The sequence below is a fragment of the Riemerella columbina DSM 16469 genome, from assembly GCF_000374405.1.
Taxonomy (GTDB): domain Bacteria; phylum Bacteroidota; class Bacteroidia; order Flavobacteriales; family Weeksellaceae; genus Riemerella; species Riemerella columbina.
Map to the genome: position 1 here is coordinate 1 of NZ_KB894233.1, position 25,889 is coordinate 25,889.

General features: G+C 36.0%; 23 protein-coding genes. 8 read left to right on the forward strand and 15 right to left on the reverse strand.

What is annotated here, in order from left to right:
- The first annotated feature begins 410 nt into the window (after nt 1-410).
- The gene (ccsB, locus tag C237_RS0106025) at nt 411-3,563 is read left to right on the forward strand and encodes a c-type cytochrome biogenesis protein CcsB (RefSeq protein ID WP_018675600.1); all 3,153 of its coding nucleotides are present in this window, start codon (nt 411-413) and stop codon (nt 3,561-3,563) included.
- A gap of 59 nt (nt 3,564-3,622) precedes the next feature.
- On the opposite strand, the gene C237_RS0106030 is transcribed toward ccsB, so the two are convergent.
- The 4 genes from C237_RS0106030 to C237_RS0106045 all read right to left on the reverse strand — a co-directional run bounded on the left by C237_RS0106030 (nt 3,623) and on the right by C237_RS0106045 (nt 8,094).
- Nucleotides 3,623-5,749, reverse strand: coding sequence for a S46 family peptidase (locus C237_RS0106030; protein WP_018675601.1), 2,127 nt, complete (start codon nt 5,747-5,749; stop codon nt 3,623-3,625).
- A 136-nt stretch (nt 5,750-5,885) separates the two neighbouring features.
- Complete coding sequence (locus C237_RS0106035; RefSeq protein ID WP_018675602.1) at nt 5,886-6,542, reverse strand: OmpA family protein; 657 nt, start codon at nt 6,540-6,542, stop codon at nt 5,886-5,888.
- A 62-nt stretch (nt 6,543-6,604) separates the two neighbouring features.
- A complete protein-coding gene (locus tag C237_RS0106040) occupies nt 6,605-7,759 on the reverse strand; it encodes a THUMP-like domain-containing protein (RefSeq protein WP_018675603.1) in 1,155 nt (384 codons plus the stop codon).
- Between the two features lie 20 nt (nt 7,760-7,779).
- Nucleotides 7,780-8,094 carry a MerR family transcriptional regulator gene (locus C237_RS0106045; protein ID WP_018675604.1) on the reverse strand — a complete coding sequence of 105 codons (315 nt, stop codon included), beginning with the start codon at nt 8,092-8,094 and terminating at the stop codon, nt 7,780-7,782.
- A gap of 213 nt (nt 8,095-8,307) precedes the next feature.
- On the opposite strand from C237_RS0106045, the gene C237_RS0106050 reads away from it, so the two are divergent.
- Nucleotides 8,308-8,925 (forward strand): cysteine hydrolase family protein, encoded by a 618-nt coding sequence (locus C237_RS0106050; protein ID WP_018675605.1) that lies wholly within the window; start codon nt 8,308-8,310, stop codon nt 8,923-8,925.
- Between the two features lie 184 nt (nt 8,926-9,109).
- On the opposite strand, the gene C237_RS0106055 is transcribed toward C237_RS0106050, so the two are convergent.
- The 4 genes from C237_RS0106055 to lpdA form a co-directional block, all read right to left on the reverse strand.
- On the reverse strand, nt 9,110-9,802 hold the full coding sequence (locus C237_RS0106055) for an LrgB family protein (protein ID WP_018675606.1): 693 nt from the start codon (nt 9,800-9,802) through the stop codon (nt 9,110-9,112).
- On the reverse strand, nt 9,802-10,149 hold the full coding sequence (locus C237_RS0106060; RefSeq protein WP_018675607.1) for a CidA/LrgA family protein: 348 nt from the start codon (nt 10,147-10,149) through the stop codon (nt 9,802-9,804). Before C237_RS0106060 ends, C237_RS0106055 begins: the two co-directional genes overlap by 1 nt.
- Nucleotides 10,146-13,379 carry a S41 family peptidase gene (locus C237_RS0106065; protein WP_018675608.1) on the reverse strand — a complete coding sequence of 1,078 codons (3,234 nt, stop codon included), beginning with the start codon at nt 13,377-13,379 and terminating at the stop codon, nt 10,146-10,148. Before C237_RS0106065 ends, C237_RS0106060 begins: the two co-directional genes overlap by 4 nt.
- Nucleotides 13,380-13,530: 151 nt before the next feature.
- Entirely contained in the window at nt 13,531-14,934 is a 1,404-nt protein-coding gene (lpdA, locus tag C237_RS0106070) for a dihydrolipoyl dehydrogenase (protein WP_018675609.1), read from the reverse strand.
- A 198-nt stretch (nt 14,935-15,132) separates the two neighbouring features.
- On the opposite strand from lpdA, the gene C237_RS0106075 reads away from it, so the two are divergent.
- Entirely contained in the window at nt 15,133-15,522 is a 390-nt protein-coding gene (locus C237_RS0106075; RefSeq protein WP_018675610.1) for an acyl-CoA thioesterase, read from the forward strand.
- A gap of 14 nt (nt 15,523-15,536) precedes the next feature.
- On the opposite strand, the gene C237_RS0106080 is transcribed toward C237_RS0106075, so the two are convergent.
- Nucleotides 15,537-15,887 carry a T9SS type A sorting domain-containing protein gene (locus C237_RS0106080; RefSeq protein WP_018675611.1) on the reverse strand — a complete coding sequence of 117 codons (351 nt, stop codon included), beginning with the start codon at nt 15,885-15,887 and terminating at the stop codon, nt 15,537-15,539.
- Nucleotides 15,888-16,004: 117 nt separating this feature from the next.
- Between C237_RS0106080 and hemB the strand changes: the two genes are divergently transcribed.
- Nucleotides 16,005-16,997, forward strand: coding sequence for a porphobilinogen synthase (hemB, locus tag C237_RS0106085; RefSeq protein ID WP_018675612.1), 993 nt, complete (start codon nt 16,005-16,007; stop codon nt 16,995-16,997).
- Between the two features lie 16 nt (nt 16,998-17,013).
- Here the strand turns inward: hemB and C237_RS0106090 are convergent, their stop codons facing one another.
- Complete coding sequence (locus C237_RS0106090) at nt 17,014-18,882, reverse strand: TonB-dependent receptor domain-containing protein (RefSeq protein ID WP_156809717.1); 1,869 nt, start codon at nt 18,880-18,882, stop codon at nt 17,014-17,016.
- 212 nt (nt 18,883-19,094) lie between these two features.
- Between C237_RS0106090 and C237_RS0106095 the strand changes: the two genes are divergently transcribed.
- Nucleotides 19,095-19,382, forward strand: a complete 288-nt coding sequence (locus C237_RS0106095; protein WP_156809718.1) for a hypothetical protein — start codon at nt 19,095-19,097, stop codon at nt 19,380-19,382.
- A gap of 67 nt (nt 19,383-19,449) precedes the next feature.
- Here C237_RS0106095 and C237_RS0106100 read toward each other — a convergent pair whose 3' ends face one another.
- From C237_RS0106100 to C237_RS0106110, 3 genes are all read right to left on the reverse strand, one after another.
- Entirely contained in the window at nt 19,450-21,099 is a 1,650-nt protein-coding gene (locus tag C237_RS0106100) for a peptide MFS transporter (protein ID WP_018675615.1), read from the reverse strand.
- 75 nt (nt 21,100-21,174) lie between these two features.
- Complete coding sequence (locus C237_RS0106105; protein ID WP_018675616.1) at nt 21,175-22,110, reverse strand: NAD(P)H-dependent flavin oxidoreductase; 936 nt, start codon at nt 22,108-22,110, stop codon at nt 21,175-21,177.
- Nucleotides 22,111-22,125: 15 nt separating this feature from the next.
- Nucleotides 22,126-22,893, reverse strand: coding sequence for a DUF3108 domain-containing protein (locus C237_RS0106110; protein WP_018675617.1), 768 nt, complete (start codon nt 22,891-22,893; stop codon nt 22,126-22,128).
- A 147-nt stretch (nt 22,894-23,040) separates the two neighbouring features.
- Between C237_RS0106110 and C237_RS0106120 the strand changes: the two genes are divergently transcribed.
- Both C237_RS0106120 and C237_RS0106125 read left to right on the forward strand, forming a co-directional pair.
- Nucleotides 23,041-24,093, forward strand: coding sequence for an NAD(P)/FAD-dependent oxidoreductase (locus C237_RS0106120; protein WP_018675619.1), 1,053 nt, complete (start codon nt 23,041-23,043; stop codon nt 24,091-24,093).
- A complete protein-coding gene (locus tag C237_RS0106125; RefSeq protein ID WP_018675620.1) occupies nt 24,093-24,422 on the forward strand; it encodes a 2Fe-2S iron-sulfur cluster-binding family protein in 330 nt (109 codons plus the stop codon). Before C237_RS0106120 ends, C237_RS0106125 begins: the two co-directional genes overlap by 1 nt.
- A 74-nt stretch (nt 24,423-24,496) precedes the next feature.
- On the opposite strand, the gene C237_RS14540 is transcribed toward C237_RS0106125, so the two are convergent.
- Together C237_RS14540 and C237_RS0106135 are read right to left on the reverse strand one after the other, a co-directional pair.
- Complete coding sequence (locus C237_RS14540) at nt 24,497-24,664, reverse strand: hypothetical protein (protein WP_018675621.1); 168 nt, start codon at nt 24,662-24,664, stop codon at nt 24,497-24,499.
- Nucleotides 24,665-24,765: 101 nt separating this feature from the next.
- Nucleotides 24,766-25,413, reverse strand: coding sequence for a T9SS type A sorting domain-containing protein (locus tag C237_RS0106135; RefSeq protein WP_169584739.1), 648 nt, complete (start codon nt 25,411-25,413; stop codon nt 24,766-24,768).
- Between the two features lie 195 nt (nt 25,414-25,608).
- Between C237_RS0106135 and C237_RS0106140 the strand changes: the two genes are divergently transcribed.
- Nucleotides 25,609-25,889: transposase (locus C237_RS0106140; RefSeq protein ID WP_018675623.1), on the forward strand; the 281-nt coding region annotated here is incomplete at its 3' end.

Sequence of the window (25,889 nt, forward strand, 5' to 3'; positions counted from 1 at the left end):
TGTGTGTGTGTGTGTGTGTGTGTGTGTGTGTGTGTGTGTGTGTGTGTGTGTGTGTTTACACTTTTTTCTGAAACTACCAAATTATTTAGTAGTTTTTTTTGAGAAATTTTTAATATGCTGGTTTCTTGTAACATAATGGCAACAAAGGTACAATAATTTTTTTATTGTGCAAGAGATAATTTAAAAATGTATTATTGTATTATGTATTGCTGGTGTATAAATGTACAAGTGTAGTAAGAATATCTGTACTTTTTACATCAATACATCAAAGTTTAATATCTAATCTTTATCAATTTATTTTAATTCTAAATAGACAACCACAGCGTATGATTTAAGTCAAGTGTCCTTATATTTAATTTTTCATCCTTATTTTTGCAGATTAAAGGTGTAATCCTTACAAAATCAAGTCTATGAAAAAATTACAAGATATTCTTATTTCTACTCGAACCATGGCGGTTTTGCTGTTGCTCTATGCCCTCTCTATGGCATACGCTACTTTCCTAGAAAACGACTACGGCACCCCTGCGGCAAAAGCCTTTATCTACGAATCCAAATGGTTTGAATTGCTGATGTTTTTGCTTATCCTTAATTTTATAGGCAACATCGGACGGTATAGACTTTGGAAAAGAGAAAAATGGCCTTTATTGGTCTTCCACTTATCCTTTGTTTTACTTTTTATAGGCGGTGCGATTACAAGGTACATCAGCTATGAAGGACAAATGCACATCCGCGAAGGGGCATCTTCTAATGAAATTACCTCACTTAAGAATTTCTTTAAAGTTCAAATCGAAGAAAATGGCGACCGATTGGGCTACCAAGATATTCCTTACCAAATGACACCAGAAATTCCATTTTGGAGTAAGGTGACCAATCATTATTTCAAGGCAACTTATGATTTCCATGGGAAAAAGATTAAAGTTAGACAATTGGCTTATATCCCAAGGAAAAAAGATAGTATTCAACCCATCCCTAATGGAAAGGAATACCTTCATTTTGTAACCACAGACGATACGGGAAGGCTAGAATATTACCTTGCAGAAGGCGATGTAAAGAATATTGATGGGATGCTGATTTCTTACAACCGACCTATTGAAGGGGCTGTGGAATTTAAAAAACAAGACAATCAATTATTAATAAAAACTCCCGTAGATGCCAACTATATGACCATGGCAACCCAAGCCACAGGGACGACCAAACAAGGCGAATATCAGCCATTGGTTTTACGAAGCCTTTACACCATCAATCAATTAAAAATTGTAGTACCAGAAGGACTTAAAAAAGGAAAACTCATTTCTTATTCTGGGGACAAAAACAAAGAAAAACACATTCCCGATGAACTTTTAGTAGAAGTAGAAGGACCAAAAACTAAACAAAAAGTAGCATTGCAAGTTCAGGAATTTAACCCGAATTTAGTAAAACAAATTTCGGTAGATGGAATGAATATAATGCTGGGCTATGGGGCTAAAGTTTATAATACACCTTTCTCATTAAAATTAGACAAGTTTGTAATGGAAACTTACCCTGGGAGTTCTTCGCCGTCTTCATTTGAAAGCCATGTGAAAATTTTAGACGAAGGCAAAGAAACGCCATACAACATCTATATGAACCATATATTAAACTACAAAGGATTCCGTTTTTTCCAGTCTAGTTTTGACCCTGACAGACGCGGCACCTTACTTTCTGTAAACCACGATTATTGGGGGACACTCATCACTTATATTGGCTATATATTAATGTTTTTATCTATGTTTATTACCTTATTTTGGAAAGGTACACGATTCTGGACACTTAATAAAATGCTGAAAGACATTGGTAAGAAAAAATCTCTCGGCATCGCATTATTATTCTTAGGTTTTGGATGGACACAAGCACAAATCCCTCAAAACCAAAAGGTGCTTTCTGCCGATGATATGGTGGAACATATCAATATAGACAAAGACCATGCGGAGCAATTTGGTTCTTTACTCGTCCAAAGTTATGATGGTAGAATACAGCCCATCAATACCCAAGCCATAGAGATTTTGTCAAAATTAACGGGAAAAACACATTTTAGACAACTGAACGCCAACCAATGGTTTTTAGCGGCAACGATAGACCCTATGTTTTGGGCTCAGGTGGACATCATTAAAGTTGAAAACAAAGGTAAGGTAGGCGAAGAGCTTAAGAAAAAAACCAAAGCCAATGAAGACGGCTATACCAGTTTAGTAAAATTATTCCCTGCGGATGGCAAAGGAAGTTTAAGGTTTATTTTGGAAGACGATTACAACATCGCATTCAACAAAAAACCTGCGGAGCAATCTAGATATGACCAAGCTGTCATTAAACTTAACGATAAAGTGCAGGTGATGAATGGACTTATGGCATGGCAATATTTCCGTGTGATTCCAGTTCAAAATGACCCTAACCATAAGTGGAATTCTGTAATGGACACCAATTTTGAAGTGGACAGTACTGCTCAAAATATCCTCGGTCCTTATCTTTCTTCTGTATTGTTATCAACCCAAAGTAACAATTGGAACAAAGCTAATGCAGAACTAGAAAAAGTAAAACAATACCAACAAAAATGGGGTAAAAATGTATTGCCCTCCCCTACTAAAGTCAAGTTAGAATTGATGATGAACAAAATCGACATCAATTTTAAACTGATGATATACTATACAGTAATTGCAGCACTTTTGCTCATCTTAGGATTTATAGAATTATTCAAGCCTAACCGAATATTGCACAAGGTCATTAAAGTGATTATTGCTTTAGGCGTTGTAGGCTATATTATCCATTTTATTGGCTTAGGTATTCGTTGGTACATTTCTGGTCACGCCCCTTGGAGTAACGGCTACGAAGCCATTATGTTCATCTCTTGGATTGGGATTACCGCAGGACTTCTATTGTATAGAAATAGTAATGCCCTAATTCCAGCAGCAGGTTTTTCAGTGGCGGTATTATTGATGGGATTTGCTCATGGTGCGTTAAGCCTGGACCCACAAATTACACCATTAGTTCCAGTTTTAAAATCCTACTGGCTGACCATACATGTCGCCATTATTACCTCTAGTTACGGATTTTTTGGACTATCTTTTATTATTGGGATTATTGTATTGTTATTTTATATCATTGCCAACCAACCTTTATTTAAGAAACACCACGACACCACCATTAAAGAACTAACGGCCGTATCTGAAATGTCTATGACGATAGGTTTATTTGCATTAACGATAGGGACATTCCTCGGTGGGGTTTGGGCTAATGAATCTTGGGGACGCTACTGGTCTTGGGATCCTAAAGAAACTTGGGCATTTATTTCAGTCATGGTCTATGCCTTTGTACTGCATATGCGACTGGTGCCAGGATTAAGGGGACGCCAAACCTTCCACATGGTAGCAATGCTTGCGTACAGCAGTGTAATTATGACTTATTTTGGGGTAAACTATTACCTTTCAGGTTTACACTCTTATGCTGCGGGCGACCCTATTCCAATTCCACTTTGGGTATATCTAGTGACTGCCATTATGATTATCCTTTCGGTTTGGTCTTGGATTAAACATAAAGCTCTTATAAAAAAATAGATACTAAAAAACCTCTACTTCTTATGAAATAGAGGTTTTTATTTATCGTGACCAATATATTATTTTACAATTTTCATTTCATCGAGTAGCCATTTAGCATTGGCATACTTATCAATGATGAATAGGATATACTTCGTATCTACCATGATATTTCTACAAAGTTTTGGGTCGAAATTGATATCACTCATCGTTCCTTCCCATTGGCGGTCGAAGTTTAGTCCGATTAAGTTTCCATAAGCATCCAACGCAGGACTACCTGAGTTCCCACCCGTAGTATGATTAGTTGCCGTAAAGTTAACAGGTACTTCCCCCGTCTGGTCTTTATAAATGCCATAGTCTTTAGCATTATAAAGCTGAATCAACTTTTGAGGTACATCAAACTCATAATCCCCTGGTACATATTTTTCCATAATACCATCGGTATGCGTTTGGTATTCGTACTTAACAGCATCTCTAGGGTTAGACCCTTGGACTTTTCCATAAGTTACCCTAAGAGTAGAATTGGCATCTGGGAAAAATTTTCGGTCTTTATCTGTTGCCATTTGCTCTGCCATAAACTGCTTCAACTGAGCATCAATTTTATTTTGAAGACTATTGTATTGATTGTAAGTTGTCTCACCATAAGTTTTTCTTAATATCGCCATCAAACTAATTAATGAATCGCCATTTAAGTCTTGTTTCAATGCCTCTGGATTGGCTAGCAACTGGTCTAGATTATCTACGGTATTCATCCCATTTAAAGATTTACGCCCCGTAATCACTGAATTTTCACTCCATTCGTCTACCTTATTGATATTTTTGGCTTCTTCATTTTCTTTAAATTCTGGCACACCATGAGGGTAAAATTGATGAGGCGTTTTCTGGGTGTAAAGTGCTAATAATTTTGCCGTAACTTTAGCATCTAACTCAGCATCATAGTTTTTGTATACTCTTTTGATGGCATTAACTAAACTTTCTGGTACGGACTTCCCACTTTCTACAAATGCCAAATACTCTAAATAATAATTGGCAAGTTTTAGCGTTTCAGAATTTCTTAAAAGCTCGTTATAATAAGCACTATTCAGTGCATAAGGGGCTTGTTCATTATACAAACGATTAAGTTCATCTATCGTCGTTTTGATAGACGGATTCATTTTGATTAATTTCGCTTCATAGGCTTTTTTCTTCTCTACGGCTCTAGATTTTTTAAGCCCTTCTACCTCGCCAATCCATTTTTTCCAATAGTTGGCAATAGAGGCATATTTTGCAGCATATTTAATACGCGTAGCATCATCGGTACGCATTTTTTGATCTAAAGTTTTTAGTGCTACTTCCCTTACAGAAATCATCGCAGGGTCTACCTCGTTCATAATTTTTTCTACTGCAATGGCTGGAAGATATTCCTGCGTACGACCAGGGAAACCAAAAACAAAAGTGAAATCGTCTTTTTTCTTATCTTTAATAGAAACGGGTAAAAAGTGTTTTGGTTGATAAGGTACATTATCTTTAGAGTATTCCGCAGGTTTATTATTTTTATCGGCATAAATTCTAAACATTGAGAAATCCCCCGTGTGTCTTGGCCAAACCCAGTTGTCTGTATCGCTACCAAACTTACCAATAGACGATGGCGGCGCTCCCACCAAACGAATATCTTTAAAGGTTTCTATCACATACGCATAGTATTGGTTGCCATAGTAAACAGGTTTTATCACCACATGCTGATAATCCTCTTGTTGCAACGATTGTTTAACCGCTTCAATATTTTTCTTGATTTCCACTTCTGGTAAATTAGGATTACCTTTTAAAACTTCTTTTGTTACATTTTTTATATCGACAATAAAGTCTACCGTTACGCCTGGATTCGGAAGCTCTTCCGACATATTATTTGCCCAAAAGCCATCTTTTAAATAATCGTGATCTACGGTAGAATGTGCCTGGATTTTACTATACCCACAGTGGTGATTGGTCAATAACAATCCTTTAGGCGAGATAATTTCCGCTGTACAGCCACCATCAAACTGAACCACCGCATCTTTAATACTCGGTTTGTTTGGGTTAAAAATATCCTTAGCAGAAATTTTCATCCCCAAATCTTTCATTTCCTTTTCATTCACTTCCGTTGGAATCCACATACCGCCATACTGCTGAGCAAAAGTCATTACCGCTGGTAATAGCAATGTAGATAATAATACGCGTTTCTTTATCATAATTTCTTGTTAAATTTAATTTTGGCTAAAGGTAAGCATTTTCTATGAAATTTTCTCTAAAGTAAAATAGAACCCACTACAAAAATACCCGAAGGTATATCCCTCGGGTATTATATTTATACGTTATAAAAACAGACTATTTAGTAAATCGAACTGCCATTTTTCTATCTGAAGCTCTTTCTTCATTAGAAGCATCTGCAGAAACTTCTGCATACTGACTTCCATACCCCTCAGCAGAAATAACTTGATTTCCTACGCCAGCTTTTTCAAGCTGAGATTTAATATATTCTGCTCTTTGCTGAGATATTTTTTTATTAGTAGCTTCGTTACCAGTTTTATCTGTATAACCTCCAATTTTAATTTTTACATCTGGATAGACTTTCAAAATTTTAGCTAAATTATCAATCTGAGATTCACCAGAAATTAACTCTGTAGAAGAACCCATTTTAAAGTTAACATTATCAAAATCATACCATACTGATTTTAAACCCTCTTCTGTTTCAGTATCATATTTTCCAGATTTTAAAAATGCCACCATACGCTCCTCAAGACCATTTTTAAAGCCGTGTAGCGTAACACCATCAATTACGGTAACTTCAACTGCGTCTTTATGTGCCGCAGTAGTCGCATGGTGCCCTTCTTCTCCATGAGCTTCACCACTACCTCTGTGGTCATCATAATAAGTTTCAGTGTCTTCACCCTGTTTAAGAATACTTTTATTTCCTCCCGGTTGAATTTTCTGACAAGAAACTACAAACGAAAGTGTCGCGATTGCGAAGATATATTTTTTCATAATTCTAAATTTTGCCCAAAAATACTAAATATATGCCTTACACCCCAAATTTATTGCCTTATTTATATGGATTTTAAAATAATTTTTCCATCGATACTTTGGGTGAAAATAAGATAATCTGTACCGCCATCTTTTAGTTTGTATTTCTTTTTGATTTGCTGCGGACTTAATGGATGATTTTTGGAAATGATATTATAGATATCATTTTTCTTTAGCCTTTTAGATTCTATCGGCTCTACCTCAAGGATTCGTCCGGGGAAGCCTTCAACAATATCATCCGAAGTAAAGAAATGGGTATTGGGATGAAGTTTTTTTAACCCAAACCGAGAAGCCAATACACCAAACGCCCCTGATTTAAGCACCGCATGATTCGGAATATACAAATAACGCAAGGGTGCAGCATACGCTATGGACTGGGTATGGATATCGTCTATACTAAAATCAAAATCAGGTTCGTGGGATTCTAAATTAACCGCTTTACAAGAAATCTTATCTTGGGTGTAGCAGATATTTTGCAATACTAGGACTTCCTTTACTTCATTTTTTACTGCTACAATATGTATCCATTCGATAGATTTCAGGACAGTGGTTAGATATTTTAAATCAATTAATGGTGAAAGTTTAATTAAGATTTTAGTACTTTTTTCTAATAATTGATTTTGGATATCCAATAGATTAGGCGATAAGTCTTCTAATAAAAATACTTTTTTCTGTTGCTGATTTCTTCGTGCAGGGTCTAGATAAATTAAATCGTAGGTTTGGTTGTCTTGTGCCAAAAAAGCTTCTAAATCTTCATTAATGAAAGTCGCTTTTTTGGATAAGGCATCCCAATTGTGCATCACCATTTCCATTAAAGCTGTGTTGCGTTCCACCAATGTGGTTTCTTCAAAATGAGCTGATAGAAAATAGGCATCAATCCCGAAACCACAAGTTAAATCCAAAAAACGCGTTCCCGAAACCTGCTGTGCCTTGTATGCTGCCGTTGTTTGCGATGAAGTTTGTTCTAAATTAAGCTTTGGGGGAAACAAAATATCTGTTCTATCTAGAAAAGGCAGTTTTTTAGCCGCAATAGCCCGACCTTCTATTTGCTGTACCAATTGTTGATTAGTAACCTCAGGAAATAATGGCTTTTTCAGCAACACCGACAAGGCTTCTCGCGGGTTAAAAGTCGCTACAAATTCAGAAATTTCTTTTGACAATAATGGATGCGTAGTCATAGATTAGGAAAACTCTAGCGTTAATGATGATTTTTCTTTAACTGATTAAAAGTGGCTTCTATCATTTCTATACGCTTGCTCACTTTTTCGGCAGAAGCATCTAGCGTGTAACCCTCATCTAGCAATTCTTTTATCAATAGTATTTTCTTAATATTTTTATAATCGTATCTTCTATTTTTTCCATTTTCGCTAAGACTTTTTATAATGCCTTTGTCCTCCCAATAGCGAATTTGTCGCGTAGGAATATCCGTAATTTCTGATACTTCGCCGATACCCACAACCAACTTTTCCAAAAAATCGAAGTCAAAGGCTGTTTCTTTTTCCTGATGTTTCATATATGTTTATAAATAATAATGAACAACTAAAATTGCTCTTTTTTATCAATTCAGTATTTAAATGAGTAGAGCATTTTCAAATCTACAACAATTTAGCAAGAATATATTTTGTAAATAATCTACAACGATTGTTGCAAATATAAAATAAATCCCTTTACTTTGCAATTGTAAATTATTTACAATTATTGAAAATAATCATTAAATCATATTAATATGTCTACATTCCAATCCCAAACCTCAGCACTAGTTCTCATTGAAACTCAAAACGAATGGATGCATCCAGACGGCAAACTCAACCGTCTACTAATAGAAGATAGAACCCTAATGCAAACTTCTATCCTTAATATCGAAAAAACCGTACATCACGCCAGACAAATTAAAATGCCCATCATCCATGTAGGATTAAGATTTGAAAAAGGCTATCCCGAACTAGCCCATGGACAATACGGACTAAGAAAAGCCATTCCCAATGCTGGCACATTCCCAAAAGATGGTTTCGGTTCTCAATTTTACAATTCCGTAGCACCTACAAATGGGGAATTTGTTGTAACAGGCAGAATAGGAGCTAGCGGATTTACAGGGTCTAATCTAGATGCTTACCTAAGAAATAATAAAATAGAAACACTATATTTAGCGGGCTACGCTACACATGTTTGTGTAGAAAGCACTTTGAGAGAAGCCCATGACAAAGGTTATCACGCCGTCCTTATCTCGGATGCTAGTGCCGCATTTAATCGCCAGCAACAAGATTATATGCTTCGAGAAATTGTACATCACTTTGGAACTCATATCACAACCTCAGAATTTTTAAGTTATGAATCCACGCTTTAAGCAAACGCTAAGGTTTGTAATACTTATTGCCACGCCACTGTGTTTGGTAAATGCGGCTTCTTTAGTTAGGATTCGGAAGATTTTTATAGTATTTGGATGCATCGTTTTTTCATAAATTTCTTAATATCCTTTCCTCAAGCGGTGCTTTATGTATCAATTATTAAATGGTATGATAAAAAAAGAACTAAAACATTAAGTGGATAATTGGTGGGGCTAGCAGTGCGGTATAAACACCATTTAGTATAAGCCCTACACTAGCAAATCCCGCGTGTTTTTCACTTAAAGACATCGACATCATAATGCCCATTCCATGCGACGAAGCCCCTAGTGAAATACCTTGCCCCATAGGACTTTTTATACCCGTCCATCTTAAAATATGAAATCCTATCACACTGCCTACCAATCCCGTAATAATTACCGCCGACACAGTAAGCGGCACCAGACCATCTAAAGTTTTCGATACTTCAATTGCAATAGGAGTAGTAACAGATTTTGGAGCTAAAGACACAATAATCTCTCGATGGGCTCCAAAAAGTTTGGCAATACCACAAACACTTATAATACCGACTAAACTTCCCAAAAGATGGGCAACTAAAACGGAAATCAATTGTTTTCTTATTTTTTCTAATTGAAGATACAATGGCACAGCCAAAGCCACTACCGAAGGCTTTAAAAAAAAGTCTATAAACTGTCCTGCCTTTTCATAAGTTTCAAAACTGATATTAAAAATACTCAAATAACCAATAATGATAAGCGCCGCCATTAAAATAGGATTTAAAAAAGGCGTAGGAAATTGCTTTTGTAAAAGTAACGCGGCATAATAACATATAAAAGTGACCGCCAAAAGCCATATTGGATTCTCTAACATCTCTTGCATTACTTCAACTTTTTTCTAATGAATTGATAAACTTTTCCCGTTACTAAAATCACCAATGCAGTACTGATAATAATAGATAGCATAATCGCTACTAAATTTTTACCAATAATATCAAAGTACAACATAATGCCCACACAAGACGGGATAAAAAACAGCCCTAAATTATTCAATAAAAAATCGGCAATGCCTTTTACCCACTCCACCTTTATCCATTTAAAATGAAGGGCAATCGTCAGCAAAAACATCCCTATAAGACTAGAAGGAAACTTGATATGCGTAAAATACACAATCAACTCCCCTAAAGCCAGAAATCCAAAAATGATAGCACAATATCGGGCTATTTTCATAACTTAGGTTTTATTTGTTTTAATAATTCTTCTACTGCTTTTTTCAACTGGTTATCCTCCCCATGGGTTGCACTTTTAGGGTCTAATGTTACCAATACATCGGGCTGAAGTTCAAAATTTTCTAGATAACTCCCATCTGCTTTTTGATAACCCACCACGGGAATTCCAAAATATAATGATGGGTCTTGTAGCGTTACCCAATTAACCGAAGTCATTGTCCCTGGCACGGGTGCACCTACCAATTTACCAATTTTCGTATGCTGATAAACCCAAGGGGTTCCGTGAGCGTTGGAATAGTCCGCCTCATTCACCACCATAATAGAGGGTTTATTCCATCTTCGGCTAGGCATATCGGCATAGCGTTGTCCTCTAATCATTTGGGTAAGATATTTTTTACCGCTAAAGAATACTTCTACATCTTCGTGTAATCGTCCGCCACCATTATTTCTAATGTCAATCACCATCCCCAACTTATCATTATATTTCCCCAACGCATCGGAATAGACTTCTCTAAAACTACCATCGCCCATAGAGCGGATATGGACATAGCCTAATTGACCATTAGACCAGCGTTCTACATCGGCAGCTCTTTGTTTTATCCAACGCTGATACAATAATTCATTCCAATCTGAACTACTAATACCTTTAATTTCTTCGTCCCAGCGTTTGCCATTTTTCGGACTATATAAAGACACCAGTATTTTTTGTCCAATTTTTCCTTGAAGATATGCATAAAAGTCTTGGTCTAGAGTAATGGATTTACCATCTATTTTTTCAATAATATCGCCAGCCTTCACTTTAGAACGGGCATTATCAAATGGTCCATTAATCAATACTTCATCAATTTTTAAACCATTATCAACTGCGGTGTATAGTAATCCCAACTCTGCGGTGGATTGGAATGCGTTCCCAGAAGTACGATAACCAGACCCCGTGTGCGATACATTAAGTTCCCCCAACAACTCGCTCAACATTTCGGAAAAATCATAGTTGTTGTTTATATAAGGTAAAAACTTTTGATATTGAGTGGTTAATTGCTCCCAATCTACACCATGCATATCTTTAACATAAAAACGCTCCTGCTCCTCACGCTTTACCATATCGAACATAAAAGCTCGCTCTTTTGGCAAATCCAACTTCATCGAGGCTTTATATTTAATATCTTTGACTTTTTTATCCTTGTCTAATTTCTTCATTTGACTAGACCCTAGCAGGAAAATTTCCTTGCCACTTTTATCGGTGTCAAAATGCATAGAGCGACCATTAAGTTTAGAAAGCAGTTTTGTAGATTTATCTCTTAAATCGTGTTCCCATAAATCGTAGCCACTTTCAAAAGAGGCTAAATAATATAATTTTTTACCATCTTCAGTAATAATAGCATCGCCTAAATTAGAAGCATTCGGGGTTAATCTTACAATCCGTTCTTGAATATTTTCAAAATCTATTTTAATGGGTTTTATTTTAGATTTTTTATCTTCTTTTTTCTTATTTTTAGCCGTTTTATCGCCGTCCTCTTTATCTTTAGGTTCTTCATTAGGATTATCTTTTTTAAAGAGTTCGTATTCCTCTTTATTCATTTTATACTCATCGTAGGCTTCTTTGTTAAGAAACACCATCATTTCATCTCGCATAGAACCCCAAGACGCGTGATTTCTCATACCATACCTTTCGGAACTCCAAATAATAGCATCGCCGCCCAACGCCCAGCGCGGGTTGGTATCAAAATAGCCACTATCCGTTAAATTAAATACGGGCTGCGTACCATCTGCCTTAATGATGCCAATGTCATAATACGGAGCATGATGTCTCGCCACATATTCTACCACAAACCATTTAGAATCAGGCGACCATTGAAAGGTAATATCGCCATTGCGCTCTACTTGATAGCGGTCATCGGTAATTTTTCTAATGGTTTTATCTTGTAGATTATAGACTGCCAATCGGTTGCGGTCTTGGACAAACGCAATTTCTTTTCCATCAGGTGAAAATTGAGGATACATTTTTTCCGAAGTATCATTAGGAATCAATTTTTCTTCCTTTACTAAAGTGGCGTTTGGAAAATTAGCATCTTCAGAGCGTTGAATCTCTGCTTTATACAAATCCCAATAGCCCTCTCGGTAACTGGCATAGACTAAAATTCTACCATCTGCTCCGAAGGTTACCCCAGCTTCTGCCGCAGGCGTTTCGGTAATTTGTTTAGTGGTATTGTAATCAGTCGCCGTTACAAATACTTCCCCTCTTACCACAAATGCCACTTGCTTTCCATCTGGCGACACCGCAGAAGAGGTAGCCCCAGAAGTAAATGTTTTATACTCCGACTGATGCTCTGGCACATCTGTGGTAATACTGATATTCAATTTTTTAGGCGATTCCCCTTCTTTTAAAGTATAAAGTTCCCCCGCATAGCCATAGGAAATTAAACCATTATCCGATACAGACAAAAACCGTACAGGAAAATCTTTGTGAAAAGTTAACTGCTGTACTTGATTAGATTGAGAAATATTAGATTTATAAATATTAAACTGTCCATCTCGTTCACTTAAAAAGTAAAGGGTTTGCCCATCTTTAGACACTACGGGGTTTCTATCTTCCCCCTTCCAATCAATTATTCTTTTGTAAGATTGGCTTTTAGGCTGGTAAGTCCATATATCTCTTGTCACCGAGGAGCGGTGATGCTTTCGCCATTTGTTTTCGCCTCCTTTTAAATCCTCAAAATAAATAACATCATCGGAAAAAGAAAGGGCTTGTGTAGGCCAATCTAGCAATCTTTTAGGCTGACCGCCATCAATAGGAATTTGGTAAACTTGTTCGTATTTTGGAAACCTTACATTTTGATAGTCGTTTTGTAAATTAGCAGCGTATACGATATTGTTACCATCAGGGGTAAAAGCCAATGGATTCGCTTTTTGGGAATGAAAAGTCAGTTGCTTGGCAGTCCCGCCATTAGCAGACATGATAAATAAACGCTGATACCCCCCTTCCCTATCACTCATAAAGGCAATGCGTTGGCTGTCTGGCGACCAAATAGGTTCGGAATCAAACGCTGGATGGGTGGTGAGCCTTATTGCTTGTCCACCATTAGTTGACACTTTGTATATATCACCTTTATACGAAAACACAATTGATTTCCCATCTGGTGAAATTTGGGAATGTCTTAACCATAAGGGCGATTGAGCACTAAATAAACTCGCAACTAATAAAGTAATCGAAATATATATTTTGTTAATCATGATAGATGAGTTTCTAGGTAAAATAGATTAGTGTTTCAAAAATACGATTTTTTAATGAGATACCTCAACGCTAAAGCCTAAGATTAAATTAAACATAAAAAGCCTTCCGAAATATTAACGGAAGACTTTGATAATTATATTGTTATGCAAATTACATATGAATAGCTCGTTTACCCGTAGCATCTAAAGCGGCTTCCTTAATTGCTTCAGTATAAGTAGGGTGTGCATGAGAAATTCTTGCAATATCTTCAGCACTCGCACGGAATTCCATTGCTACTACGGCTTCTGCAATCATATCTGCTGCTCTAGCACCTACCATGTGTACCCCTAAGATTTCATCCGTTTTCTCGTCGGTTAATACTTTGATTAATCCATCGATATCACCACTTGCACGGCTTCTACCAAGCGCACGCATTGGGAAACTTCCAGACTTATAGGCAACGCCTTCTTCTTTCAATTGCTCTTCCGTTTTACCTACGCCTGCCACTTCTGGCCAAGTGTAAACTACGCCTGGAATTAAGTTATAGTTAATATGTGGTTTCTGTCCTGCCAAAGTTTCAGCAACAAAAACACCTTCTTCTTCTGCCTTGTGAGCCAACATCGCTCCTTTTACCACATCACCAATAGCGTAGATATTAGAGACATTAGTTTGAAGATGGTCGTTAACTTTTACGCGTCCTCTTTCGTCTAACTCTACACCAGCATTTTCTAAACCTAAACCATCGGTATAAGGTCTTCTACCCACAGCTACTAAACAATAATCGCCTTCTAGGCTAATGTCTTTACCTTTTTTATCTTGCGCTGTAACTTTTACAGTATCCCCTTCTCTTGACACCGCAGATACCGCCGTAGAAAGTTGGAATTTCACGCCTTGTTTTTTAAGCACTTTTTGTAATTCTTTAGACAGCGCCCCATCCATTCCTGGGATAATTTTATCTAGATATTCTACTACCGTTACTTCAGAGCCTAATCTCTTGTATACAGAACCTAATTCTAGACCAATGACACCACCACCAATGACGATAAGGTGTTTAGGAATTTCTTTAAGGTTAAGCGCTTCCGTAGAAGTAATTACACGCTCTTTATCTAAAGTAATAAATGGTAACGATGAAGGCTTAGACCCTGTCGCGATAATCGTATATTTTGACTCTATACTTTCTGATGAACCATCATTTTTGGTAATTTTAATTTTAGTCGCCGACTCAAAACTTCCCAATCCTTCAAAAACAGTAATTTTGTTTTTGTCCATTAAGAAATTAATCCCTTTAGTCGTTTGCTCTACCACCTCATTTTTTCTTTCCACCATTCTGGCAAGGTCTGCCTTTGGCTCGTTGATGAGGATTCCATGGTTTGCAAAGTTATGCTTAGCATTTTCAAAATGTTCTGAACTATCCAATAGTGCCTTAGAAGGAATACAGCCGACATTAAGACAAGTACCACCTAAAGTAGAATATTTTTCGATAATTGCAGTTTTAAATCCTAATTGTGCACAACGGATCGCTGCCACATAACCACCTGGACCTGAACCGATAACGGTAACATCAAATTGACTCATTATTTTTATTTTTTTATTTTCAATTAATTTGGACAAAGTTAATAAATTCTATACGAACCAGCAACCGAATTTAAGATTAGAGCCATATCCACTTTATTTAGTGATTATACAAAGATGATGCTCCCTAAAACGATGGTCTAAAGTTTCCTATTTCTAAAGAAAATTCTATATTTGCCCTCATTGAAAAAAAACTCAACAATGAACTACGACGAAAAAATAAAACAATCTGAAACTCATATCTTTAAGGTAGTATTTCCTAATATCACTAATCATCACAACACCATGTTTGGAGGTACAGTTATGGAAATGATGGACGAAGTTGCCTTTATCACCGCAACCCGATTTGCTAGAAAGTCTTTTGTTACCGTCAGTTGTGATAGTATTGATTTTAAAAAGCCTATTCCTGCCGATACTTTGGTAGAATTAATTGGAAGAGTAAAATATGTAGGTAATACAAGCGTAAAAGTGAATGTAGAAGTCTTTATTGAAGAAATGTATGCCGATAACAGACAGAAAGCCGTAGGAGGAGATTTCACCCTAGTTGCCATCGGTGAGGACAAGCGTCCGCAGAAAATATTTGAGGATTAATTTACCTTAATTAACTATTGTTTAATAATTTGTGTGACTTTCTGGGTATTATCACTAAGTAAATATCTCATCAAGTACTTCCCTGGCTTTAAACGATCCAATCTTACTTCTGCATAGTTGGAATCAAGGCTAACATTAGCCACCTCTACTCCTATAATGGAATAAAATGTTACATTTTTAACCTTAACCTTAGGATTTTTAGTTTTAAGAATAATAAAATCCTTAGCAGGATTAGGATAAGCCACCAATACCCCATCGTCTGACTTCTGCTGAAGTGACAACGGCTCTCTAAAAGATTGGGCGTTCAATACAGCGCTAGGTACCATCAGAAATGCAAAAAGTATAGAATATAAAAATTGTTTCATAGGCTTATTAATTCTTAGTTTACAAAACTATTAAAAATAAAATCAATATACAACATTGAATTCTATTAAAGTCTTGTTAAATTTGCAAAACAAAAATAATTCCAAAACTATAAGTTCATGCTAATATATTCTAGAAACCGAAGATTAAGAGGCAACGAAAACCTAAGAAGATTGGTTAGAGAAAGCCATCTAACCACCGCCGACTTCGTAATGCCTATGTTCGTAATGGAAGGCGAAAATAAACAAGAGCCCATTCCCTCTATGCCAGGTATCTACCGTAGAAGTATCGATTTAACGGTAAAAGAATGCCAAGAACTCTACGACTTAGGAGTAACAGCCGTTAATCTCTACATGAAAGTTTCTGAAAACTTAAAAGATAACAAAGGGACAGAAGCATGGAATCCCAACGGATTGATGCAACAAACCATTAGAGCCATTAAATCTGCACTACCTAATATGGTAGTATTGCCCGATGTTGCGCTAGACCCCTACTCCATCTACGGTCACGATGGTATCATTACCAATGGTGTTGTAGATAACGATGCGACAGTAGAAGCTTTGGTAAAAATGTCTATTTCTCAAGCGGAAGCGGGTGCCGATATTATAGCCCCAAGTGATATGATGGACGGTCGTGTACAAGCAATCAGAGAAGGGTTAGAAGAAAGCGGTTACCACCATGTTGGTATTTTATCTTATGCGGCTAAATACGCCAGTTCTTTTTATGGTCCTTTTAGAAGTGCTTTAGATAGTGCTCCAAAAGAATCCAACGATATTCCAAAAGATAAAAAAACTTATCAAATGGATTTTCATAACTCTAGAGAGGCCATTAATGAAGTTTTAAAAGATGTAGACGAAGGCGCAGATATCATTATGATAAAACCTGGGATGCCTTATCTGGATATTGTTTCTAAAGTACGCGACATCATTGATATTCCCATTGCGGTTTATCAAGTAAGTGGTGAATATGCCACGCTAAAAGCGGCAGCACAAAATGGTTGGTTAGACAACGATAAAGTGATTTTAGAAAGTTTAACCTGCTTTAAACGCGCAGGTGCCGATATGATTTTCACTTATGCCGCTAAGGAGGCCGCAATGCTTCTTAATAAATAAAAAGACAAGTATAGGGTTAATTTGCCCTATACTTATCTCTAAAGTTAATATTTTTAACTCTCGTTTTATCGATACCAAAATTATAGGTTATCGCTAAAGTGATGCTTCTACTATCGTAATAGTTGCTATAAAATTGGTTGAAAGAATCGTAATATAAATAACCTTCACTTACTGTCCCTTTTAATACATCATTGACGCGAAGATTAAAATTCAATTTTTTATCCATCAAATTAAAACGCGTTCCGAAACTTAGATTCGATAGGCTTTTGGTTTCGGTATTAGACTCTTTGCCTGGTAGAGCATTCCAAAAATTAACATACACCATCCAATTATTATCGGAGTTTAAAGTAAACGCATTATTAATAGAATAACTCAACGAATACCCATCTAAAGATTTTACTAAAGCATTATCCGTTTCAGATTTTGAGTAAAAACCTGTGGCATTGGCAGAGACATTCCAAAATGAAAACCAACGCTGTTCCAAAGACAGATTCATTCCAATATTTCGGATTGAATACATATTCTCTGTAATCGTCTTTTTAATACCATTTTCCACTTGGATTAATGCTCCATAGGCATCGGTTTGCTGTGTACCAAATATCCCTACTAAAAAAGCATTATCATATACATAATTGAGTTCTAAATTGTGTGTAATAGAAGGCTGCAATAATGGATTTCCCACATTATACATATAAGGATTAGAGTACCATTTAAAAGGGTTCAACTGTCCCAAAGATGGTCGATTGATACGCTTGTTGTAGTTCAAAGACCAAGAGTGATTAGGTAAGCGATACATTACATTCAAATTAGGAAAGAAATTCCCATACGATTTTCCAAAACTTGTGGCATTGGAAGGGTCATGGGCTTTCATATCTGTATATTCGTATCGAGCACCGACTTTCATTGTCCATTGGTCTGAAAACGATTTTTTAAGAGATAGGTAAGCCGCATAATTATCTTCTGTCAGCTGAAATTGATTAAAGCGTGTAGGGTCTGCCACCCATTGGTTATTATTTTGAGTATAATATTGAATGATGGATTCATTATCGAAACGTGTCCATTTGACACCCGTTTCGTAGTTCAACAATGAAGTATTCTTATTCAAATCTACCTGACCCGAAATCACCTTATAATTAAGGTCGCTGGTATTCCAAGTCGCCGAAGATTGCTGTTGATTTTTGGTATAGAACTCCAAAGAAGAATTGGAACGATTATCAAAATAATTTGCCACAAAACTCAATTGAGAACCCAGCGAATCTAATTGATAATCATTATATAAACTTAAGGTATGGGCGGTTGCAGGTTTGCTATAATTAGAAGTGGTATAAAGCGTAGAATCCACCTGTGTTGCTGATAAATAAGCGGTTGTATTTTTATTATCGTATTGATTTTTGTAATGACTGAAATCATACACCAATCCCAATTGATTTTTATCGGAAGTTTGATAGGAAATGTCCGCGTTAACGCCCCAATTTTGGGAATGGTCTTCTCTATCCGCGTGGTTATTCAATCGGTTTTTATTAGTAAAAAGAATATTCTGATTTTCATAAACCTTTTGATTTCTATCCGATTGTCGCACTCGAACTAAGGCTTGAAAATCGTTTTTTCGATAGTTCAATCCTAAATTATTGGCATACGAAAATTGAGTACTCTTCGTTGCCGAAGTTGAATAATTTCCACTAAATAAATCCCGTGTTCGCTGTTTTGTGATGATATTGATTAATCCTCCATTGTCCTCAGCATCATATTTGGCGGGTGGCGAAGTAATGACTTCTACTTTTACCACATCGTTGGATTGCATTCCTTTTAGATACGAAGCCAGTTCACTACCCGAAAGTTGGACGATACGACCGTTTAACATTACCTTTACTGAGCCTTTCCCCACAATATTGATACCTTGCTCATTGGCAGTCTTGCGTATCGTTTTTTTTTACTTTCGCACCAATCATTGCAAAGCACTAATAATAAGAGGTTTATGTTTTATTATAAACAACTTAAAAACTATCTATTCGGCTAGTGTATAGGAAATGAATTTACTTTATTTTTGTCTTGATGAATGTGAGTGATGTCTCACCGTAATCTAATACCCATCAACTTATGAAAAAACTTATTGCCATTATTTGCCTTTTTGGTTTTACAATATTGAATGCTCAAAAAGATAAGAAAGATAGCCTCAGTCAACTGATTGAAAAAGAAATAAAAACGGTTGAACTGAAATCGAAAAAGAAATTGGTTGAACGCAAAGTAGATCGATTGGTTTTCAATGTTAAAAACTCTATTTATAATACCAATACAGACTTGGTGGAGGTGCTGAACAATACGCCAATGGTGACTATACTTTATTATTTTGAAAAAATTAGTGTCATTATCTTATTACAAAAGTAATATCCCATCCTAAAAACTTATCATTTATGTTTTAGAATGGGATACACATTTTATACTTATAGCCGCACTACTTATGCTCCCCCATTGCTCTATTCAAACTTTTTAGAATAGACAGACCAATTAATGTCGCAATAAGAAGTAGCCCAAAATTAACTAAGAAGAAGTTGGCTTTGTTATCGTAATCAAACCATAGGCTGGACAATACTCCTGAAAGTTTATTGCCAATAGCCGTAGATAGGAAAAATCCACCCATCATTAAAGCAGTTAATCTCGGTGGCGAAAGTTTGGATACCAAAGAAAGCCCCATTGGCGATAAACAAAGTTCCCCAACCGTAATCACCCCATAAGCCGCAACTAGCCACCATGGCGATACTTTAACCATACCATTGTCCCCTGCATAAACCGCACCCACCATGACCAAACAACTGAGTGCAGAAATAAATAAGCCTAATACAATCTTAGCCGGTGTAGAAGGTTCTTTCCCTTTTCGCCTTAGCATCATAAAGAAGCCTACCACTACAGGCGTTAATACAATGACCCAAAATGGATTGATAGATTGAAATAACTCGGTGTTGTATAAAAATACTTTTTGGTCTGGATTAACTTCTAAATAAGCGCGTTGCTCAGAACTTATATTTCTAAAATAAACATCTTGCCCCTGCTCTACCACATTATCGCCATTATTATCTTTTACCGCTTGATACTGTGCATCATATTTTGGAACTTCGTGGGTTCTAAAATCTTTATCATCTACTAAATAAATACTTTCCAAAGGTTTTTCTGCAATGGTAGGAACACTTCTATCGGTATAATATTTCGCCCATCGTGTCAGTGCTGTACCATTTTGCTTAAACACTGCCCAGAACATTAAACTCACTGCAAAGATTGCCAATAAAGCCCCAATTGGTCGTTTATCTTGGGCATTGGCTTTAACATATAATGATATATAAAACACAATGACTGGAATACAAGCAAAAATAAACGCATCGGTAGTGTTAGAACCAAAAATAATTCCTGGTATAAACCAACCTAAAGCACCAAAAGCCATTGCGGGTGCAAATACTTTTAATAATACAGAAGTAATTGTAGTATCTCCTTCTTGAATGGGTTTTAGAATATTAGCTCTAAGGATATGTTTCCTGCCTATGGTAAAGATAATCAATCCAAGAAACATTCCAACTCCTGCGGTAATGAACGCCTCGCCCCAGCCAAATTTATTACGCATAAATGCTGCAATAATATTACAAATGAATGCCCCAATATTAATCCCCATATAGAAGATATTATATCCCGCATCTTTATTGACTTTATAAGGCTCTTCTGAATATAAGTTCCCTAATAATGTGGAAATACTCGGTTTAAAGAAACCATTCCCCACAATAATTAACCCTAAAGAGGCATAAAACATTGGTAATTCCTTGAAGACACCTAAACCAATATAGCCAAGCCCCATCAATACACCACCAATATAAACCGCTTTAATATATCCTAACACTCTATCTGCTAAAAAACCGCCTAAAAATGGCGTCAGATAAGTGAGTGCAATAAAGGTTCCGAAAATATCATCAGCGTTCTTATCATCAAAGGCTAATCCACCATTATCAGACGGGTCTATCATATATAATACGAAGATTCCCAATATAAGATAATAGCCAAAACGCTCCCACATTTCGGTAAAAAATAGGTAAGGTAATCCCTTAGGATGTTTACTTTTCATAACAATTATATTTAGTTTGGCTCAAATATAAGTATTTTTTACCAATCTAAAATGGCTATATCGCCCCACCGTTCTCTATCCTAAATCTGCACAATGGGCAGCATTAAACTCTTTAATCAATCGCGAGAATACCTTTTCTACAGGAATAATGTCGTCAATTAATGCGGAAACTTGACCAATTTCTAGTTCGCCTTCGTCCAAATCCCCTTCAAACATTCCTTTTTTGGCTCTGGCTCTACCAAGTGTGGCTTTTAAAGTTTCGGGATTTCTACCTTGGTCGTAGAGGGCTTCTAAATCATAAAAGAATTTATTTTTAAGTAAACGAACTGGGGCGAGTTCTTTTAAGGTTAAAAGTGTATCGCCTTCTTTGGCCTCTACTATTTTTTGTTTAAAATTATCATGAGCGCTTGCCTCAGTAGTCGCGGCAAAACGAGAGCCTATCTGAACGCCATCTGCACCTAAAACCATAGCGGCTTTCATTTGAGCACCCGTTGCAATACCGCCAGCAGCAATTAATGGAATAGACACATGTCGCCTTACATTGGGGATTAAACAAAAGGTGGTCGTTTCGTCTCTACCATTGTGTCCCCCTGCTTCAAAACCTTCTGCTACTACCGCATCAACTCCTGCCGCCTCGCATTTCTGTGCGAATTTAAGGGAAGAGACGACATGTGCAATTTTCAAGCCTTCTTTTTGAAGCGTTTCTGTGTAAGTTTTTGGATTTCCTGCTGAAGTAAACACCACTTTTACCCCTTCTTCCAAAATAATTTCTATAATTTCATCAAGGTTAGGATAGAGCATCGGTACATTAACCCCGAAAGGTTTGGTCGTAGCTTTTTTGCATTTTTGAATATGCTCTCTTAAAACATCCGGGTACATACTGCCTGCACCTAGAAGTCCTAGACCACCGCTATTGGACACCGCAGATGCCAATCGCCAGCCACTATGCCATACCATACCGCCTTGGATGATAGGATATTTTATATTAAATAATGTTGTGATTTTATTCATGGTTATTGTCGTTTTTTACTTGAAGTTAATGGGATATTTTACATTTTTATATTGATATAAACTGGCTTTTAGAGATCCGACTACCAATTCTGCTTTTAGTTCTACGGGAATATGGTTGGCGTCATTAGTCACCCACATGGTAACACCTTCTTTATCCTTGAACACACGCCCACTCATAACCGAAGGAATTATTTTAAGACATTCTACATCGCCAAATTTTGTCTTTTTCGTTTCTACGCCCGCTACTCTTAATTGGAATGGAAACATCTCATCATCAATCCAAATATTTACCCTTAAAACGCTTCCGACTTTCAAATCAGAAGGATTTTGACTTCTTAAATAATAAAATGCAGAAAGCATATCCTGAATTCCTCTTACTGATTTTAAAGTCTTAGGGCGTTCCGATGGTTTTTCTTTATTGGTAAGAATGAGTGTATTATTATTGTGATTAAACACCGTTTGTAAATGTTGCGTATAGCTACCCTCACGAACATTTCTCACATAGAAACTTGGCAATCCCGTATTGATATTAATAAAACTTTCGTAGGTGTCTTCTACTTTAAAAAACGCTTTTACTGCTCCCGTAGTATAGCCATAGCCTTTTACATAAAAATGTGGTGCGCCTTGGTAATTGGTTTGGTTAGCATTTAAAGTCGCAAATCCCGCATTGAGAATACCATAATGGATTCTATATTTCAAAAATTCCCCTGATTTTATATTATTGACCTGAGAGAATAAACTAATGGTCCAAACTATTAAGAATAATTGTATTGCTTTTTTCATTTTAAAAATAATTAAAATTCTATGGTTAGTTTTGCAAAAACATTGCCAACTTAATTTTGAGCGGTTATATGATAAAACTCAACCTAAAATTAGTCAAAAATTACTACTTTTGCAAAGATATAGAATTCATTACAAAATAATTAAAAAATGATTACTACTGATTTACTCATCATAGGGGCAGGGCCTACAGGACTCTTCGCCGTATTCGAAGCTGGATTATTAAAATTGAAATGCCATATTATAGATGCGCTACCTCAGCCAGGTGGACAGTTAGCAGAATTGTATCCTAAAAAACCCATATTCGATATCCCTGGGTATCCTTCGGTAAATGCGGGGGAACTGGTAGATAATCTAATGGAACAAATTAAACAATTTCAACCAGGGTTCACTTTAGCAGAAACGGCAGTAACATTAGATAAGGTGGATGACGAATGGTTTGAAGTCGTTACTAATAAAGGTACAGTACACAGAGCGAAAGCAGTAGCCATAGCGGGTGGGCTTGGAACTTTTGAACCAAGAAAGCCACCTATTGAAAATATTGCAGATTATGAAGAAAAAGGGGTTGAATATTTTGTAAAAAATCCTGAGCAGTTTAGAGATAAAAGAATTGTTATTGCAGGTGGTGGCGACTCGGCTTTGGATTGGAGTATCTTTTTAGCCAATGTGGCAAAGGAAGTCACTTTAATCCATAGAAGAAACGAATTTAGAGGTGCACTAGATTCAGTAGAAAAAGTACAGGCTTTAAAAGACCAAGGAAAAATCAATTTGATAACGCCTGCAGAGGTAGTAGAACTTCATGGTGATGGGCATATTGAAGGTATTACAGTGAAAAAAGAGGAAGAAACTTTTAGAATTGATACCGATTATTTTATTCCATTATTTGGTTTAACGCCAAAATTAGGACCGATTGCCGATTGGGGATTGGAAATTGAAAAAAATGCGATTAAAGTTAATAATTCACTAGACTATCAAACCAATAGAGAAGGGATTTATGCCATCGGTGATGTGAATATCTACCCTGGAAAGTTAAAATTAATTCTTTGTGGTTTTCACGAGGCAACCCTGATGTGCCAAAGCGTTTATAACCGATTAAATCCTGGTAAAAAATATGTACTAAAATATACTACCGTGAGTGGTGTAGATGGTTTTGATGGCACCCGTAAAGAAGCGGAAAAAGCAGTAGTAAAAAAGATTGATTAATGGCTGATATTCATTTAAAAATAACCGATAGAGAAGGCGTACAGCACGATATTGTAGCACCTACCGATATGTCTATGAACCTTATGGAAGTGGTTCGCGCTTACGAACTTGCTGAAGAAGGTACCGTAGGGGTTTGTGGTGGTATGGCGATGTGTGCGTCTTGTCAAGTTTATGTGCTCAATGATATAGCACTACCCGAAATGTCCGCAGAGGAAGATGCGATGCTTGCAGAAGCCTTTCATGTAGAAGACAATTCAAGATTGGGCTGTCAACTTCATATTACGGAAGAATTGGACGGGTTAGAGGTAGAATTAGCCCCTTATCCTTAAACTTAAAACAAAATATAAATAAGAATCCTTACTTTTGAATTAGAGTGAGGATTTTTATTTTTTAGTCTTGCAGTCTATTTTTCTTTATAAGGTTTTATCACTAAAAAAGCCAAAGGCACTCCTAAAGCTACAATAGCAGATCTAAACACCAACTTTAAACTATACGCCTCCCCTTCTATTAAAGGATAGAAAACGATAAAAATTGCCAAACTAAGCAAATAAATTCCTAGTAGTTTCTTCATTAGTATAAAAATTTTGTTTCAAAAACACTAAAATATTAATCTAAATCAAAATACAATAAAAATCACCTCATTTTTGAGGTGATTTATCATAAAGTAACTAATTAATGTTTAATCAATTTTTGTGTATGTACTAAACTACCATTTTTAAAAATTTTTAAGTAGTAAGTACCAGTCATTACAGATTTTAGACTAAATTTTAAATTATTAGTTGATAATATTGGTTCTCCTAATGAATTGTATATAACAGCATTTAAATTATTAATTTTAGAGTTTTGACTTTTAAGCAAACTCATAGAATTAGTGTAATCAGAACAAGGATTAACAATATTGTAATTATCTCCTCCTTCTTTTGTTGCAAAATAACCACAATCAGTTGAATCAGGCATAAAAATTTCTGTTTTACTTTGAACTCCACATTTATTTGAAGTCGTTATTTGAATAGGGTATTCAATTACCATATTTGGAACAGAAAAAGAATAATTAAACCCACCATTTCTAGTTATATTTTGTGTTGGTCTATACCAAATTACATCATTTTCAATAACTCCCTGCTCAGTTACACTTATACCTTCTATAGTACTTTTTAATGATAAACTTAGCCTATTATTTAAATTAGTAAAATTCTGGTTAATAGTAACATTAGGTTTACCTACCCATATTTTTTGAGAAACTTTTTGACCATTAGTAAAATTTAAATGTATATAACCTAATCCATCTCCAAGTGCTTTTACTTGTATAGAAGTTCCCATATTATTACCAATAATTTTGAGGTTAGGCGTAGTGCTCCACGTAAAATTACTAGGCATACTACATAAGTCAGTCGTATTCGTAGATATATTCATTGTTTCATTTATACATAGAACTGATTTAAACTTTTTTTTGGAAAACAAAAAAGGGTTGACGAAATTTGTATTGCAAAACATAATCATTTCAAAGTCAACCCTATGATGTATAAAATACTCGACAAAGATACAATAAAAGATGAAATAATCCCACATTTGCCACGAGCAAAAAGAGGATTTCAAGTAACAGTTCCTTTAGAAGAAGTGGTAGATGCTATTATTTTCAAATTAAAAACAGGAATTCAGTGGCATTTATTACCCGTAGAATCTTTTTTCAAAGAAAAAACACTTTCGTGGCAATCGGTATATTATCATTATCGAAAATGGTGTAAAACCGACACCTTGAAGGATTTATGGTGTAAAATATTAGAAAAATACAAGTC

Coding starts and splice junctions, on each gene's coding strand:
- C237_RS0106060 (WP_018675607.1), bottom strand. CDS start 10,149: ATGAAAATAGCCCGATATTGTGCTATCATTTTTGGATTTCTGGCTTTA.
- C237_RS0106080 (WP_018675611.1), bottom strand. CDS start 15,887: ATGAAACAATTTTTATATTCTATACTTTTTGCATTTCTGATGGTACCT.
- C237_RS0106055 (WP_018675606.1), bottom strand. CDS start 9,802: ATGCAAGAGATGTTAGAGAATCCAATATGGCTTTTGGCGGTCACTTTT.
- C237_RS0106125 (WP_018675620.1), top strand. CDS start 24,093: ATGGCTGATATTCATTTAAAAATAACCGATAGAGAAGGCGTACAGCAC.
- C237_RS0106050 (WP_018675605.1), top strand. CDS start 8,308: ATGTCTACATTCCAATCCCAAACCTCAGCACTAGTTCTCATTGAAACT.
- C237_RS0106120 (WP_018675619.1), top strand. CDS start 23,041: ATGATTACTACTGATTTACTCATCATAGGGGCAGGGCCTACAGGACTC.
- C237_RS0106045 (WP_018675604.1), bottom strand. CDS start 8,094: ATGAAACATCAGGAAAAAGAAACAGCCTTTGACTTCGATTTTTTGGAA.
- C237_RS14540 (WP_018675621.1), bottom strand. CDS start 24,664: ATGAAGAAACTACTAGGAATTTATTTGCTTAGTTTGGCAATTTTTATC.
- C237_RS0106135 (WP_169584739.1), bottom strand. CDS start 25,413: ATGGGAACTTCTATACAAGTAAAAGCACTTGGAGATGGATTAGGTTAT.
- C237_RS0106095 (WP_156809718.1), top strand. CDS start 19,095: ATGAAAAAACTTATTGCCATTATTTGCCTTTTTGGTTTTACAATATTG.
- lpdA (WP_018675609.1), bottom strand. CDS start 14,934: ATGAGTCAATTTGATGTTACCGTTATCGGTTCAGGTCCAGGTGGTTAT.
- C237_RS0106035 (WP_018675602.1), bottom strand. CDS start 6,542: ATGAAAAAATATATCTTCGCAATCGCGACACTTTCGTTTGTAGTTTCT.
- hemB (WP_018675612.1), top strand. CDS start 16,005: ATGCTAATATATTCTAGAAACCGAAGATTAAGAGGCAACGAAAACCTA.
- C237_RS0106100 (WP_018675615.1), bottom strand. CDS start 21,099: ATGAAAAGTAAACATCCTAAGGGATTACCTTACCTATTTTTTACCGAA.
- C237_RS0106075 (WP_018675610.1), top strand. CDS start 15,133: ATGAACTACGACGAAAAAATAAAACAATCTGAAACTCATATCTTTAAG.
- C237_RS0106065 (WP_018675608.1), bottom strand. CDS start 13,379: ATGATTAACAAAATATATATTTCGATTACTTTATTAGTTGCGAGTTTA.
- C237_RS0106105 (WP_018675616.1), bottom strand. CDS start 22,110: ATGAATAAAATCACAACATTATTTAATATAAAATATCCTATCATCCAA.
- ccsB (WP_018675600.1), top strand. CDS start 411: ATGAAAAAATTACAAGATATTCTTATTTCTACTCGAACCATGGCGGTT.
- C237_RS0106110 (WP_018675617.1), bottom strand. CDS start 22,893: ATGAAAAAAGCAATACAATTATTCTTAATAGTTTGGACCATTAGTTTA.
- C237_RS0106030 (WP_018675601.1), bottom strand. CDS start 5,749: ATGATAAAGAAACGCGTATTATTATCTACATTGCTATTACCAGCGGTA.
- C237_RS0106040 (WP_018675603.1), bottom strand. CDS start 7,759: ATGACTACGCATCCATTATTGTCAAAAGAAATTTCTGAATTTGTAGCG.